Below are 15,212 nucleotides of genomic sequence, written 5' to 3'. Positions count from 1 at the left end.
GCGTAAGCCTTACACGCGCCGCAACCAATCTCCTACGCGAGGCCGCCGTTCGGTGGCTTCCGGCTGCCCGGGTGCCGGGTATTCCGCTTGCTTTCCCCTGACGCATGTCCCCTCGTTTTCCCGTTGCGGCCACGTGGCCGGTGGAGCATGCGTGATGTCAGAAGAGCGTTCCGAACCTTTCACCGCTGCAGCGGGTGGTTCCGATCATGGATCGGACGGGTCGCCCGCACGACCGAGCCGGCGCGGTTTTCTGCAGAGCGCAGCGGCGGCGGCGACGGCATTGGCGCTGCCGCATGAGGCGGCCGGTGCCTCGGCTTCCGCCTACACACCCGCGCGTCCGGCTGCCGTGGCGCCAGCGCGGCCCGTGTCGCTCAACATCAATGGCAAGCCGTATGCGTTGTCCCTGGAGCCGCGTGTGACGCTGCTCGATGCGTTGCGCGAGGTGCTGGGCCTGACGGGCACCAAGAAAGGGTGCGACCGCGGCCAGTGCGGCGCGTGCACTGTCCTCGTCAACGGCCGGCGTATCAACAGTTGCCTGACCCTGGCGATCATGCACGAGGGCGACGCCATTACCACCGTGGAAGGGCTGGCCCACGGGCATGACGGCGTAATCGACCGCGCCGCGCTGCACCCGATGCAGGCAGCGTTTCTGGAGCACGACGCCTTTCAGTGCGGGTATTGCACGCCGGGGCAGATCTGCTCTGCGGTGGCGGTGCTCGACGAAGCCCGGCGGGGCATGCCGAGTACGGTCACCCCGCCCGCGGCGCTGGGCAACGATGGCCCGGTTGCGCTGACTGAAGATGAGATCCGCGAACGCATGAGCGGCAACCTCTGTCGTTGCGGTGCGTACCCCAACATCGTGGCGGCGATTCGTGTGGTGGCTGCCAAGTCGGGCAACACCGTCTAAGGAGCCGCCATGCAATCGATTGCCTATGACCGTGCCTCTTCCGTTGAGGTCGCCGTGCGCCTGGGCCGCGAGCCGGGCGCGCGTTATATCGGCGGCGGGACGAACCTGCTGGACCTGATGAAGGGTGGCGTCGAACAGCCTCTGCGGTTGGTGGATGTGAGCCGACTACCGTTGGCAGAGATCCGCGCGTTGCCCGACGGCGGCCTGCGCCTGGGTGCGATGGCGCGCAATGCCGATACGGCGGCGCATCCGCTGGTCCGCTCGCGCTATCCGTTACTGACGGAGGCGATTGTCTCGGGCGCCTCGGGCCAGTTGCGCAACATGGCCACCAACGGCGGCAACCTGATGCAGCGCACGCGCTGTCATTACTTCTACGACACCGCGTACCCGGCCTGCAATAAGCGGCAGCCCGGCTCCGGCTGCGCGGCGCGCGAGGGGTTCAATCGCATGCACGCCATCCTTGGTGCGAGCGAGGCTTGCGTGGCGACGCATCCGTCGGACATGGCCGTCGCACTGGCCGCGCTGGATGCCACCGTGGTGGTACACGGCGCACATGGCGAGCGGCGCATTCCGATCGAGGCGTTTCATCGGCTGCCGGAAGCGCATCCCGATGTCGATACGACGCTGGCGCCCGGCGAGTTGATCGTCGCGATTGATTTGCCGCCGCCCGCATTCGGCATGCACGTGCACTACCTGAAGGTGCGTGATCGCGCGAGCTATGCGTTTGCGTTGGTGTCGGTAGCGGCGGCGCTGGCGTTGCAGGCGGATGGCCGGACGATTCGCGAGGCGCGCATCGCGCTGGGCGGCGTGGCGCACAAACCTTGGCGCGCGCATGCGGCGGAACAGATGTTGGCGGGGCAGGCGGCGGATGCGCAGTTGTTTGCCCAGGCCGGTGCGCTGGCCGTGCAGGGCGCGCAGCCGCTGCGCGACAACGGTTTCAAAGTGCCGCTCGCCCAGCGCGCGGTGGCGCGGGCGCTGGCCATGGCCGCCAGACCGGCAAAGGAAGCGACAGGAGGTGTGGCATGAGCAACGTTGGTCAACCGTTGGATCGCACCGATGGTCTGCTCAAGGTCACGGGGCAGGCGCGCTATGCGGCCGAGTTTCAGGTGCCGCATCTGGCGCACGCCGTGCTGGTGCAGAGCGCAGTGCCCGCTGGACGCATTACACGCGTTGACACGCATGTCGCGCAGGCCATGCCCGGCGTGCTGCTGGTGATGACGCACGAGAACGCGCCGCGCCTGCCCAACGGCGGCAAGCCCGCGCTGGAGCCGCCGGCCGGGCGCGCGCTGTCGTTGTTGCAGGACGATCAGGTGCACTACAACGGCCAGCCGGTCGCGCTGGTGGTGGGCGATACGCTGGAGCACGCCCAGGCCGCCGCGCGCATGGTGCGATTGGAGGTCACGCAGCAGCCGGCACGGCTCGATTTCGAGACCGCCCGGGCGGATGCGCATTCGCCCGGCAAGGTGCAGACGCAATCAGCCGACACCACACGCGGCGATGTGGCCGCCGGCATGGCGCAAGCCGCGCAGCGCGTCGAGGCTGTGTACGGCACGCCCATGGAAACGCATAACCCCATGGAGCCGCACGCTACCGTCGCCGTGTGGGATGGCGATGCGCTCACGCTGTACGACAGCACGCAGTACGTGTCCGGGGTGCGCCGCACGGTGGCCAAGACGCTGGGCATGTCGCCCGACAAGCTGCGCGTGGTGTGCCCGTTCGTTGGCGGCGGGTTTGGCTGCAAGGGCTCGGTGTGGTCGCACGTGGTGCTGGCAGCGATGGCAGCGCGGCAGGTTGGCCGCCCGGTGAAGCTCGTGCTGGAGCGCCCGCAGATGTTCGGCCCCGTCGGTGGCCGCCCGCGTACCGAGCAGCGCATCGCCTTGGGTGTCACCCGCGACGGCCGCTTCACCGCCATCTCGCACGATTCACTGACCACCACGTCGATGATCGAAGACTGGACCGAGCCCTGCGCCATCGTCACGCGCATGCTCTACGACACGCCCAACCAGCGGACCACGCACCGGCTGGCGCGGCTCAATGTGGGCACGCCAACGTTCCAGCGCGCACCGGGCGAGGCCACCGGCAGCTTCGCGCTGGAAGTCGCGCTAGATGAGATGGCCTACGCGCTCGGCATGGACCCGGTGGAGCTGCGCCTGCGCAACGACGCCGCGCAAGACCCGGAAAAGCGCATCCCCTGGTCGAGCAAATCGCTGGCCCAGTGCTACCGCACCGGCGCCGAACGCTTTGGCTGGGCGCGCCGCAATCCGCAGCCGGGAAGCATGCGCGAGGGCAATACGCGTATCGGCTGGGGCATGGCAACGGCCACGTACCCCGCCAACCGCAGCCCCGCCGCCGCCGCCGCGCGCTATCTGCCCGACGGCACTGTGCAGGTCGAATCCGGCTCGCAAGACCTGGGCACCGGCACCTACACGGTGATGACGCAGGTGGCGGCCGACGCCATGGGCGTGCCCGTCGAGCGCGTGCACTTCAGCCTGGGCGATACGCGCATGCCGGAGGCGCCGGTCTCGGGCGGCTCGCAGAGCGCCGCCAGTGTGTCGTCCGCCGTGCAGGCCGCCGGCGCCCAGGCGCGCGATGCGTTGATTGCCGCGGCCATTGCCGACACCAGCTCACCGCTGCACGGACTGGCTGCGGGCGACATCACCGTTGCCGAAGGTTTTTTGAGCGCACGCAGCGGTGCGCGCGAGCCGGTGGCGGCGGTCGTTGCACGCCACGGCCGGCCCATTGAAGCCACCGCCAAGGTGCAGCCCGGCGAAGAGAAGCAGAAGTTCTCGATGCATTCATTCGGCGCGGTGTTTGCCGAAGTGCATGTCGATGCGGACCTGGGCGTGATCCGCGTCTCGCGCATCGTGGGCAGTTATGGGGTGGGGCGGCTGCTCAATGCCAAGACGGGGCGTAGCCAGCTCCTGGGCGGCATCGTCTGGGGCATGGGCATGGCGTTATTCGAAGACAGCCTGCTCGACCCGCGCTACGGGCGCATCGTCAACAACAACCTGGCGGAGTACCACGTGCCCGTCAACGCCGATGTGCCCGACATCGACATCCTCGTGCTCGACGAGGTCGACCCGCATATCAACCCGCTGGGCGCCAAGGGCATTGGCGAGATCGGTATCACCGGTGTGCCGGCGGCGATCGCCAACGCGGTCTATCACGCCACCGGCCGGCGCGTGCGCGAACTGCCGATCACGCTCGACAAGCTCATCTGACCGTAAAGCCGATCGCATGAAAAAGCCCCGCTGGCGCAATACCAGCGGGGCCTGAGGGGCCAAAGGCGGGAACGGAGGATGCCTGGAGACCGGCCCTTAATCGGAACACTGCACGAAAGATTGCGCGGAAAACCGAGGTTGCCTGGGTTAGCGCTTCAATTCGGCACCGGATACCCGGTAGACCGTGCCGCCGCCTTCACGCGCGGCCGGCTGGGTTACTTACTGCGCATGCCTTCCGCGTACGGATCAAACCGCCCGCTGCGTGCGCCTTCTGTATACGTGTCGAAACGTCCGGTGCGGGCGCCGTCGCTATACACGTCAAAACGTTCGGCCCGTGCCGCCTGGCCGAACACTTCCACGCGGCTGGCCTGCGCCCAAGCGCCGCCCGCCGCCAGAGCGCCTGCCGCCAAAAGCGCGGCCATTCCAATCTGCTTGAGTCGCATGGCGAACTCCTTCTTCAACTGATTTTCGGTGCTGTTTTTTTAAGCGTGGTCTTGTGATGTCCTGCCACGGTCTACAGCCTAGGTCAGGGGGCATGGCGTATCCACGGTGGTGCGACGAACGGTTTGTTGTGGGCGCCGAAATGATGCGAGCCAGCGTGAATCGCGCCAGAAAACGCTTCACTGGCGTAATGGCGCGGCCCGCCGTTCCACCTTTTTGCTTAATCAGCGGGGTGTTTGGGGCGCTACCCCCAGTATTGATGCACCACAGCAGGGCGCAACGAGCCGGCAAGCCTTGCCGGAGGCCACTTTGGTGCGGTGCACGAAAAGCGATGCGCGCTTACCACACTTCGCAGAATGATTCTGTGAATTGCTTTGCCCGCCATAAGGGCTTTTGTTAAATTTGCGCGGCACTTCCGACACGGAAGTAAAGGAACGGAGGAGCCCAACCTCATGCACACGGGGGCGGGCGGTTTGAGACAACTTTTTATTTACGAGCCCACATGAAAAAGTCTGCCATTCTGGTTGCAGTCGGCGCCCTGTTCGCAGGTTCGGCCTACGCCCAATCGAGCGTGACGCTGTACGGTATTGTCGATACCAGCATTCACTACATCAACAACGCGAACCAAGCTGGCAACAGCGTGACCCAGATGGAAAGCGGTGCTGTGTCGAACAGCCGCTGGGGCCTGAAGGGCTCGGAAGACCTGGGCGGTGGTAACAAGGCGCTGTTCGTGCTGGAAAGCGGCTTCAACTCCGACACCGGCCGTCAAAGCAGCTCGGGCGTGCTGTTCAATCGTCAGTCGTTCGTGGGCCTGTCCAACAAGGACCTGGGCACCATCACGCTGGGCCGTCAATACAACTTCGGCTTCACGACCGGTGGCAACTTCGACCCGCTGGGCGTGGGCAACTACGACGGCAACTCGTGGATGTACTACGGCCTGACCGGCCTGCGTGAATCCAACATGCTGAAGTACGAAGGCAAGTGGAGCGGTCTGTCGGTTGGCCTGGCCTATGGCTTCGGCGAAGTGGCAGGCAGCACGAGCCAAAACTCGTACGTTGGCGGCACGGTGGCCTATGAATTCGGCCCGGCCTACATCGGCGCCTTCGCACAGCAGCACAAGGACGTTGCTGGCAACAAGCAAACCGTGTGGGGTATCGGCGGTAACTACACCATCGCCGCAGCCAAGCTGTTCGCAGGCTACATCGACAGCAGCGACGCCACGGGTTGCGTGAACAGCTCGTCGAACTGCGTTGGTGGCAGCGCCTTCGGCCTGAACATCTACGGCAACGCCACCACGGGCGCTGGCCTGACCCCGGGCGCCACGAAGCGTCGTGACCACGTCGGCATCCTGGGTGTGACGTACAACGTTACGCCGGCACTGGCTCTGACGGGCGCGTTCTACTACGACAGCATCAGCAACGCTGCACTGACCGCCGGCAACGACGGCAAGCGCTACACCGGCGTTCTGCTGGCCGAGTACGCCCTGTCCAAGCGCACGCAAGTGTATGGCACGGTCGACTACAACAAGGTCAAGGACGCAGCTCTGCCGGAACTGTCGGGCGGCGGCAACACGACCGGCACTGGCAAGTCGAACCAGACCAGCGTTGGCGTGGGTATCCGCCACATCTTCTAATCGACGCAGTCACTCGATTGGGAACGGAAAGGCGCCTTCGGGCGCCTTTTCTTTTGTCTGCGAGCTTGCCTGGGCATCCGCCTACAATGTCAGCATCTGTGTCTTCCCTGACTGCTGAGCCATGCGTTTTGCACGTACTTCCCGCCGCGCGCTGATTGCCGTTGCCGCGCTACTGACTGTGGGTTTCCTCCCTGCCCAGGCGCAGGACTACCCTGCCAAGCCGATCCACATCATCGTCGCGTACCCGACCGGCGGCATTTCCGACAACGTGGCACGCGCGCTGGGCGAGAAGCTTTCTGCTCAACTCGGCCAGCCGGTGGTGGTGGAAAATCGCGCGGGTGCCGGTGGCAGCATCGGCATGGATGCAGTGGCCAAGGCGGCGCCCGATGGCTACACGCTGGGCTTTTCTTCCGTCAGCCCGCTCACGCTCAACCCGTATTTCGGCAAGCTGCCATACGACCCGCTCAAGGACATCGCACCCGTGGCCAACGTCATGTACGCGCCGATGATCCTGCTGGGTACACCGTCATTCACGGGGAAGAGCTTTGCCGACATGCTGAGCCAGTCGCGCACCAAGCCGGGTTCGATCCGCTGGTCGACGTCGGGCGTTGGCACGGTGGGGCACCTGGCGCTGGAGCAGGTCAAAGCGCAGGCGCGTGTGGACATCACGCTGATCCCGTATAAGGGCGGTGGTCAGCAACTGACCGATGCGCTGGGCGGGCAGGTGGAGGTGATGTCGACCAACGTCGGCCCCACGCTGATGCAGCACATCACCAGTGGCAAGCTGCGCCCGCTGGCGGTGGGCGCGCCGCACCAGCTGGACGCGCTGCCCAATGTGCCAACCTTTACCGAACTGGGTTACGCCAAGGCGAACATGGCGTCGACGTTCGGTGTATTCGCGCCGGCCAAGACGCCCGCGCCCGTCATCGCTCGGTTGAACGCAGAGATCAACAAGGCGCTGTCCGCGCCTGACTTGCGCGACCGCCTCACGCAGGCCGCCGTGGTGCCGGTGGGCGGCACACCGCAGCAGTTCGCCGCCGCCATCCGCGCGGAATACGACAGCAACGGCCGTATCGTGCGCGCCGCTGGTATCAAGGAGCAGTGAGCCGCGCTTGCGTTGGTTTAAGCAGTGAAGCGGTAGCCGACGCCGACTTCGGTCAGCAGATGCTCCGGCCGCGCCGGATCGCGCTCAAGCTTGTGGCGTAGATGGCCCATGTAGATGCGCAGATAGTGGCTGCTGTCGGAATGCGCGGGGCCCCAGACTTCGCGCAGCAATTCGCGGTGCGTCATCACCGTGCCGCGTCGGCCGAGCAGTACAGCCAGCAGCCGATACTCGATGGGCGTGAGGTGGACCGCCTCGCCGTTGCGCATCACTAAGCGGCGCGCCAGGTCGACTTCCACCTCGCCAAAGCGGATGACGCTGCCGCCGTCTTCGCCGCGCTTGGCGTGTCGCCGCAGCAGGACGCGCAGGCGCGCAATCAGCTCGCCCACGCCGAAGGGCTTGGTGAGGTAATCGTCTGCGCCGGCATCGAGGGCGGCGATCTTGTCGCGCTCGTCCACGCGGGCGGAGAGCACCAGCACCGGCACCTCCGTCCACGTGCGCAACTCGCGGATCAGCTGCATGCCGTCGCCATCGGGCAGGCCAAGGTCGAGGATGACCGCATCGGGCTGGCGCGTGCCGGCTTCGATCAGGCCGCGCTCGACGCGATCGGCTTCATGGACTTCGCAGCCTTCTGCCTCCAGCGCAGCGCGGACGAAGCGGCGGATGTGCGGCTCGTCGTCGATGACGAGGACGGTGGGCGTGAATGTGAACGGCATGGCACGCATTGTAGAGCGAGCGCCCATGAAAAACGGACCCCTTGGGGTCCGTTCTGCTTGGTGCGAAGCCCAGTATCGCTTAGGCCTTCTTCGCCCAGGCGCTGCACCAGCCCTTGTTGGCGACGTCCTTACCGGCGAACAGCGGGCAGCCGCCCTGTGCTGCCGTACCACCCTGGTACAGGGCGCAATTGCCGCAGTGCTGATCCGGCGTGTGCTTGGGGAACTTGGCCTTGTCGGCCTTGGCGGTGTCGGCCACGTAGCCCAGGGCTTTGGCTTGCGGGTCGCTTTCAGCAACCAGCGGAGCTGCCAGTGCCAGATCCGACATCGACATGACGGCGCCTGCGGCGGCCACGATGGGGATGCTCTTCAGGAATTGACGACGATTGGACATGCTGATTCCTTTTGTGGGAGTGTGTTGTGTGGCGTCCCGTGCCGCGCCCGTGCCAAACACTGGCTCGCCCTGGGGGACTGCGGACGGCGTCGGCGCGCCGCTTTCCGCTCGTGCATTCTGGCACAGCAATCGCCCGCCAGCATCTGCGCACGGTCAATGTTCCCCATACCTGGATGCAGCAATCACTCACTTTCGGTGGAGGCAAGCCGCGTGCGGTCGCGCTGGCCACTCCCCATCCCGCTAGCAGCCGATGACAATTTGCCGCAGGGTCAGGCCAGCAGCGTGCGCAGCGCCCCAATCAACGCGTCGCATTCGTCATCGGTCCCGACGGTGATGCGCAAATGCTGGTCGATGCGCGGCAGCTTGAAGTGGCGCACGAAGATCTCCTGCGCTTTGATCTGTGCCGCCAGCGTGGCCGCGTCGTGTGCTGGATGTCGGGCGAAGATGAAGTTGGCCGCCGATGGCACGACGTCGAATCCGAGGGTCTGGAGGGCTTGCGTCAGCCGCTCGCGGGTGGCACCGACACGCTGGCACGTGGCACGGAAGTATGCGTCGTCTTCGTAAGCGGCCTGGGCGGCCACCTGGGCGAGGCGATCCAGCGGATACGAGTTGAAGCTGTCCTTCACCCGGTTGAGCGCCTCAATGAGCGCTGCATGACCAAACGCAAAGCCCACCCGCATCCCTGCAAGCGAGCGCGACTTGGACGTCGTGTGCACGACGAGCAGGTTCGGGTAGCGGTCAATCAGGGTGATGGCCGACTGCGCGCCGAAATCGACGTACGCCTCGTCGATCACGACCACCGACGACGGATTGGCCGCGACGATGCGCTCGATGTCCGCCAGGGGCAGGGCGCGCCCGGTGGGGGCATTCGGGTTGGGAAACAGCACGCCGCCCGCATCGCCCAAGTAATCGTCGGCGTGGATGGAGAAGTCGTCTGCCAGCGGCACCACGTCACACTGCACGCCGTACAGGCGCGCGTAGGTTGGATAGAAGCTATACGAGATGTCGGGAAAGCGCAGCGGCTTGTCGTGCTTGAGCAGCGCCTGGAACACGTGTGCCAGCACTTCGTCGGAGCCATTGCCGGCAAAGACCTGCTCGGGCTTCAACCCATGATGAGCGGCCACCGTTTCGCGCAACCGGCGCGACAGCGGGTCGGGATAGCGGCGCAGGCTGTCGCCGGCGGTGCCCAATTCATGCGTAATCGCCTCGGCCACGCGCGGCGACGGGGGATACGGGTTCTCGTTGGTGTTCAGCTTGATGGGGTGTGCGAGCGCCGGCTGTTCGCCCGGGATATACGGGACGAGTTGCTGAACGATATCGCTCCAGTAACGGCTCACGGTTTGGCTCCAGAGGGGGTGAATTTCTCGCGCGCCGAGACCGAGGCATCGGTGGGGCGGTATATGGGCGTGAAATAGGCTCTTTACAAATCAACGTCTCGCGCAACTCGCAGCGAGCAAGACCAAGGTCGTTCAAGGCTGGGCAACCCGAATCCGGTTCACGCCAGGTGAATTCTAGCGACAGTCGACCGTACCTCGACAGGGGCTGGGGCACTCCATATCAACGCGGTTTAGTCCTTCCGAAATACCTCTGTGAAACTGTCGGCTTGACGCAGTCTCGACAATGCGGAAAAGAGCGACTTTGGCGGAAGCTCCTTAAGCAATTCCGCCACTGCACACTTTGCGGCTTGATAGTTCCGGATATTTTGAGCTTTGTCGGTACTCCAGAAATCCTGCGGCCTTTCCAGAGACTTGACCCGCTGTATTTCGTCCTGGCCAATGGTGGTGCAATCATTCAGATACTGAGGACGTCGATCCACCTGCAACGCAACGCCTTCGTCAAACCATGTAGGTAGCTTTCTGATCCTTGCCCAGTACCCCAGTCTCTCGGCCAATTCGGCATGCATCAACTCATGGGCCGTTACGTCGAGGCTGAACCGTTCCATGTTCAAGACCACATGGGTTGCTGTGAGCGAAACGAACGCTGTTCCAGGGACATCGGTGACACCGAACTTCGCCGCTTCCTCCGCACTGGCCGCAATGATCGTCACCGGTTTTGCGATAGGGGCGCCATATAACGCGGTGACCCGATCACGCGCCATCTGCAACCCCGACAGGGCGCGCTGTCGCTCAACGTCGGAAAGCGTTGGGTCGACATAAACCCCATCTTCGAGCTTCTTGTAATCAGACCAGCCGACGAAGACGCGATTGAGCAGAGGCGAACAAAACGCACTTGCCGGGGCCATGAGAGCCAGCACGAGTAGGACGCACGTAGACAGTTTTCTCATACGGCGATGCTTGAGGGGGCAGCGGGAATTCGATCGCCAGAAGTGCTGCGGGGCAGTCAGCGATCCTGCAACATTTCTCGATACGACTGGTCTGCAGGGTCGCTTGACTCCACAAGGGGAGGGTGCTGCGAAGTGTTGTCAGACTTGGCGCGCCCGGCTGGGATCGAACCAGCAACCCCTGCCTTCGGAGGGCAGTACTCTATCCATTGAGCTACGGGCGCACGTCGGCACAGAACATGCCGAAAGGCAGCCACGCAGAATAGCGTATTTGGCGGCGGGCGTCCATCGCACCCAGGTGAAGGCGCGTGGCGCAACGCCGTTTTCAGGGGTTTTTGACCCAGGTCGAAAAGCGCTGCCTAGGGCTCTCCCGCGTGTCAATGGCCTGGGCAATACGGCTATAATCGCCCGACATTTGCCAAGAAATAATGCGGGGACAGGTCTGTTTGGGCCAATCGGCAATCAGCGAAGCGGCGATTGCCAGGGTCTTCCTGCCCTCATCGTGACCCAACGCGGCCCCACGCACTGTCGGCAGAGCTCGTGACTCATGCCGGTGGCGCTCTGAGGCCTCCGAGAGCGGTTCCACCATCCTGAGAGTTGAGCATGAGCGACGCGCAACACGACGAACACGAGCCCCTGATCAAGACCCCTAAGCAGTTGATCATCGCGGTGGTTGCCGCGTTTGCCGTTCCGATTCTCGTCATCATTTTGCTGGCCAACTATGTTGGCCTGGGCGCCAAGGAAGGCGCCGGCAGTTCCAGCACATCGGAAGAGGCCGCCAACGACCGTATCAAGCCGGTTGCGCACCTCGAGCTGAAAGACCCGAATGCGCCGCGCGTCTTCAAGACTGGCGAGCAACTCTATAAAGAAGTCTGCGCAACCTGCCACGCGGCCGGTGTGGCTGGCGCGCCCAAGTTTGGCGACGCGGCAAGCTGGGGCCCGCGTCTGTCGCAAGGTCTGGACGGCATGACCAAGGTGGCGCTGGCCGGCAAGGGCGGCATGCCCGCGCGTGGCGGCACGTCGCCGGATGACGTGAGCGACTACGAAATCCAACGTGCCATCGTCTACATGGCGAACTCTGGCGGCGCCAAGTTCCAGGAGCCTGCCACGCCCGCAGGGGGTGCTGCGGCACCGGCACCCGCAACGGAAGCCGCTGCGCCTGCTGCTGCCCCGGCCGCTGCTGCTGCTCCGGCAGCAGCAGCTCCGGCAGCGCCTGCCGCTGCTGCTGCTCCGCAGGCCTCCACGGGCGATGTCGGCAAGAAGGTCTATGACTCGACTTGCCAGATGTGTCATGCCGCTGGCGTGGCCGGCGCGCCCAAGTTTGGCGACAAGGCCGCCTGGGCGCCACGCATTGCCGAAGGCAAAGCCAAGATGTACGACATCGCGTTGCACGGCAAGGGCGCGATGCCGCCCAAGGGCACCTACGCCGGTTCGGACGATGATGTCAAAGCCGCCGTCGACTACATGGCAGCTGCCGCCAAGTAAGTCGTCACGCCCCGCCTGAAGAAGCCCGCCCCGTGCGGGCTTTTTGCTGCCTGCTCACGCAACGTCGCCACTGCGGCATGCCGATTGCTACTCCGTTTTTTGATGTGCGGAACACGATGCAGCGGTGCTGTATTCGCCCGCACGTGCCCAGGATGATGCGAACCGGAGGTAGCCATGCGAAGGAATCGAACAACAGTGGCCAATTGGGCAGCCGGCGGGGTGATATGCGCCCTGATGACATGCAGTGCAGCGGCCCTGGCCGCCGACAACTGGGTGAAGCTGACCCCCTTGGCCGACAACGCTGGCACGCTCTACTTGGACAAGGATTCCATCGAGCGGAACAACGACGGCACCGTGCGCGCCACCTCGCGCGACGCCTACGACGTGCCCCGCAAACTCGCCGATGGCAAGGCGTATCAATACGATTCACGCACGTCGGTTTACGACTGCAAGAACGATCGCATCCTGCCGGTCAGCGCGCTGATCCAGGACAGCCAGCACGCCACGCTGCTGGCTCGCAACATCGACGGCCCGCGTTGGGAAGGCGTGGTGCCGAATTCCGAGGGCGAGGCCGTATTGCGCGCGGTCTGCCAGAAGTAGGGCGGCTGCGTTACTGCACGGCGGCGGCCGGGGCGAGGTCCACCCGCAGCGTGCCGTCCACATCCATGCGCGTGGTGCCGCGCGCGGCGGCTTCACGGTAGTGGTAGAGGTCGAAACGCAGCGGCCCGTTCGTCGATGTGTCCGTCACGAGCACGCGGCTGTTGGTGACCAGCACGTTGTACATCTTCAGATCGCCCGACTGGATCCAGATGCGGCTGGCGGCAGTGGTCGGGGCGGGCGCACACGCCGCCGGCGCGGGGCCGAAACCGAGCACCAGTCCATCGGGCGTCACACGCGCCGTCTTCATGTTGCCGACTAGGCGCGGCGGCGGGAACACCGTGTATTGGTCCAGCACCATGTCGTTGCCTGCGAGCTTGGCGCCAGGGCGATCCAGCGGCGCGAGCTGCGAGAGCTGCAGCCCCATCGCCTTAAGCAGCGCAAGCGTCTGGATGCCCATGACGCGTGCCTCGGTGGGGGTGTAGACGAGATAGCGCGACTCCTTGAGTTGAAGCGTGCCGCGCATGCCGAACGGCAGCCATACGCCCGGAAAGTGGTTGCGCAGCTTGAGCCCGCCCGACACATCCAGCACGCCGTCGCCCGGCGTGAGCGACAGCGCATTGAGGGAGCGAGGCGAGTAGTCCAGCAGATACGTGTTGAAGAGCGCATCCAGCGAATCCTTCGGTACGGTGACTTCGCCGCCGAGGATGCGGATGTCGAACTGGCTGGGGTCGTCCATGTCGACAGCTTGGCCGGGCGTATGCGGCACGAGCTGCGCCGTGAGCTGGTGAACGTGGAAGCCGATGCTGCCGGTGATGCGGAAATCCACCTCGCGCATCTGCACCACAGGCGGCGCGGTACCGGAGTTGCGCGGCGTGGCGGTATCACTGGCGTTGGCGGTGCCAGAGCTTGGGTCGCAGCGTTGCGTCCACTGCTGGCGGACGGTGCTCAACGCCTTGCGCTGGGCGCCCGCCATCGGCGGTTCGGCGGCGCGGGACAGCGCACTGGCCATGAGGCCAGCCAACCCCAGCGCCACCATCGCGAGGCGAAGCACGAACGCGGCAAATGCGAGGGCGGGGGCGATCATGGCGCGGTCCTCTTGGCGAGTTGCGCGGTGGGCTTGGCAGTCTTGACAGCGGTCAGCGTGTTGAACGACGGCATCAGCACGCGGATACCGCCATCGGGCGAGAAGCGTAGCGACCCCGCCACGAGCTGATCCCGATAGCGGTAGAGGTTGAACACGAACGGCCGGGCCGGATCGGCCACGACGATATCGATGCGCGCATTCATCGGCATCGAGCGCATGAAGCGGATGTCACCGCCACGGAAGAGGATGTACGGGCGCTGCGCGTCGGCGGCGTTGGCCAGCGGCGGCATTTGCGGGGCACCATCCCCAATCTGCATGAACAGCCCATCGCGCGTGACCCGGATGGCTGAGAGCTTTAAATCCAGCGCGGGCGGTGGAAACAGCTTGGGCACCTGCATGACGATCTCGCTGCCGGCCAACTGCACGGCGGGCGTGGACACGGGCAGCAAGTCGGCCAGTTCGATATGTGCCGCGCCCATCAACGCACTGGCGTTCTGGCCCTGCACCTTGACCACGTTCGGACGGAACACAATCGTCTGCGGATCGCGCAGCACCAGCGGGCCACGCAGCTCGATCGGCACCCACGCCCCGCGCCGCCGCATCTCAGCGCGCATATCGAGCGTGCCATCGTCGAGCGAAAAGCTGAAGTTGCGCAGTGGCGGATCGTTGCCCGGCCCGCGCGCAAACACCACGGTGTTGAACAGCGCGGCCATGCTCTCGGCCGTCACGCGCACGTTGCCGCTCACCGGTTGCAGCGTGTACGACGACACATCGTCCAGCCACACCGGATCGCCCGGTGCACGCGGCACCATGCGCAGCGCCAACTGATCGATCACAAAGCCGACGCCGCCATCAAAGCGAAAGTCGACATGCCGCAGATATGAGATGGCATCAGCCTGCCCCGAATCGCGCAGCGTGGCGGGCCGCACCTCGCGCGTGGAGAGGTTGCCCGACTGGAACGGCGCACGCGCCCGTGCTCGCGCATCTTCCAGCTGCTTCGCCTTCTCAGCCTCGATGGCACCGTGCCCGTCCCCCGCGGTGGCACAGCTTTGCAGCAACAATGCCGCCGTCAATACTCCAGCGGCGCGAAGCCATAGCGCCCCCGCACGCACCCCGACGGTTTGGCCGTACCTTGCCCTAGATGGCGCCTTGAATTTCTGTTGCAGAGAGGAAAAAGGAAGGGAAACTGTTTGAGCGAAGCGAGTTTTTCCCTTCCCCTCTCTGCGACATAAATTCAAGGGGAAGTCGCCATCTCGGGCGCGCCTTTCTTTGCTTACCTTTCTTTGGCAAGACAAAGAAAGTAAGTCGGCCCCGACAGGGGACGAAACCCTGGTCCTGTGACGAGCCATTG

General features: G+C 64.9%; 13 protein-coding genes, 1 tRNA gene and 1 pseudogene. 7 read left to right on the top strand and 8 right to left on the bottom strand.

Annotation, left to right across the window (positions count from 1 at the left end; all coding sequences use genetic code 11):
• Positions 1 to 154: 154 nt before the first annotated feature.
• The 3 genes from ACN9M1_RS15150 to ACN9M1_RS15140 are packed head-to-tail and all read left to right on the top strand — an operon-like array spanning position 155 to position 4,128.
• Entirely contained in the window at positions 155 to 907 is a 753-nt protein-coding gene (locus ACN9M1_RS15150) for a 2Fe-2S iron-sulfur cluster-binding protein (RefSeq protein WP_426395591.1), read from the top strand.
• Between the two features lie 9 nt (positions 908 to 916).
• Positions 917 to 1,933, top strand: a complete 1,017-nt coding sequence (locus tag ACN9M1_RS15145) for an FAD binding domain-containing protein (protein ID WP_426395589.1) — start codon at positions 917 to 919, stop codon at positions 1,931 to 1,933.
• Positions 1,930 to 4,128 carry a xanthine dehydrogenase family protein molybdopterin-binding subunit gene (locus ACN9M1_RS15140; protein WP_426395587.1) on the top strand — a complete coding sequence of 733 codons (2,199 nt, stop codon included), beginning with the start codon at positions 1,930 to 1,932 and terminating at the stop codon, positions 4,126 to 4,128. Before ACN9M1_RS15145 ends, ACN9M1_RS15140 begins: the two co-directional genes overlap by 4 nt.
• Before the next feature lie 155 nt (positions 4,129 to 4,283).
• Here ACN9M1_RS15140 and ACN9M1_RS15135 read toward each other — a convergent pair.
• Positions 4,284 to 4,571: pseudogene (locus ACN9M1_RS15135) on the bottom strand (hypothetical protein).
• 500 nt (positions 4,572 to 5,071) lie between these two features.
• Here ACN9M1_RS15135 and ACN9M1_RS15130 point away from each other — a divergent pair.
• Positions 5,072 to 6,202 carry a porin gene (locus tag ACN9M1_RS15130; protein ID WP_426395586.1) on the top strand — a complete coding sequence of 377 codons (1,131 nt, stop codon included), beginning with the start codon at positions 5,072 to 5,074 and terminating at the stop codon, positions 6,200 to 6,202.
• A 121-nt stretch (positions 6,203 to 6,323) separates the two neighbouring features.
• Complete coding sequence (locus ACN9M1_RS15125) at positions 6,324 to 7,307, top strand: Bug family tripartite tricarboxylate transporter substrate binding protein (protein WP_426395584.1); 984 nt, start codon at positions 6,324 to 6,326, stop codon at positions 7,305 to 7,307.
• Between the two features lie 17 nt (positions 7,308 to 7,324).
• Here ACN9M1_RS15125 and kdpE read toward each other — a convergent pair whose 3' ends face one another.
• From kdpE to ACN9M1_RS15100, 5 genes are all read right to left on the bottom strand, one after another.
• Entirely contained in the window at positions 7,325 to 8,029 is a 705-nt protein-coding gene (gene kdpE / locus ACN9M1_RS15120) for a two-component system response regulator KdpE (protein WP_426398881.1), read from the bottom strand.
• A gap of 70 nt (positions 8,030 to 8,099) precedes the next feature.
• Positions 8,100 to 8,411, bottom strand: a complete 312-nt coding sequence (locus tag ACN9M1_RS15115; protein ID WP_426395583.1) for a high-potential iron-sulfur protein — start codon at positions 8,409 to 8,411, stop codon at positions 8,100 to 8,102.
• Positions 8,412 to 8,680: 269 nt separating this feature from the next.
• Positions 8,681 to 9,748, bottom strand: a complete 1,068-nt coding sequence (hisC, locus tag ACN9M1_RS15110) for a histidinol-phosphate transaminase (protein WP_426395581.1) — start codon at positions 9,746 to 9,748, stop codon at positions 8,681 to 8,683.
• A 230-nt stretch (positions 9,749 to 9,978) separates the two neighbouring features.
• Positions 9,979 to 10,665: a hypothetical protein gene (locus ACN9M1_RS15105; RefSeq protein ID WP_426395579.1), complete on the bottom strand. Its 687-nt coding sequence runs from the start codon at positions 10,663 to 10,665 to the stop codon at positions 9,979 to 9,981.
• Between the two features lie 175 nt (positions 10,666 to 10,840).
• Positions 10,841 to 10,916 (bottom strand) — tRNA-Arg (locus tag ACN9M1_RS15100).
• 379 nt (positions 10,917 to 11,295) lie between these two features.
• Here ACN9M1_RS15100 and ACN9M1_RS15095 point away from each other — a divergent pair.
• Together ACN9M1_RS15095 and ACN9M1_RS15090 are read left to right on the top strand one after the other, a co-directional pair.
• The gene (locus tag ACN9M1_RS15095) at positions 11,296 to 12,177 is read left to right on the top strand and encodes a c-type cytochrome (RefSeq protein WP_426395577.1); all 882 of its coding nucleotides are present in this window, start codon (positions 11,296 to 11,298) and stop codon (positions 12,175 to 12,177) included.
• A gap of 174 nt (positions 12,178 to 12,351) precedes the next feature.
• A complete protein-coding gene (locus ACN9M1_RS15090; protein WP_426395575.1) occupies positions 12,352 to 12,777 on the top strand; it encodes a surface-adhesin E family protein in 426 nt (141 codons plus the stop codon).
• A gap of 10 nt (positions 12,778 to 12,787) precedes the next feature.
• Here ACN9M1_RS15090 and ACN9M1_RS15085 read toward each other — a convergent pair whose 3' ends face one another.
• On the bottom strand, positions 12,788 to 13,861 hold the full coding sequence (locus ACN9M1_RS15085) for a DUF2993 domain-containing protein (protein ID WP_426395573.1): 1,074 nt from the start codon (positions 13,859 to 13,861) through the stop codon (positions 12,788 to 12,790).
• Complete coding sequence (locus ACN9M1_RS15080; protein WP_426395571.1) at positions 13,858 to 14,919, bottom strand: hypothetical protein; 1,062 nt, start codon at positions 14,917 to 14,919, stop codon at positions 13,858 to 13,860. Before ACN9M1_RS15080 ends, ACN9M1_RS15085 begins: the two co-directional genes overlap by 4 nt.
• Positions 14,920 to 15,212 lie beyond the last annotated feature (293 nt).

The organism is Ralstonia sp. R-29 (assembly GCF_049913345.1).
Taxonomy (GTDB): Bacteria; Pseudomonadota; Gammaproteobacteria; order Burkholderiales; family Burkholderiaceae; genus Ralstonia.
This window is presented reverse-complemented; position numbering and strand designations above follow the sequence as displayed.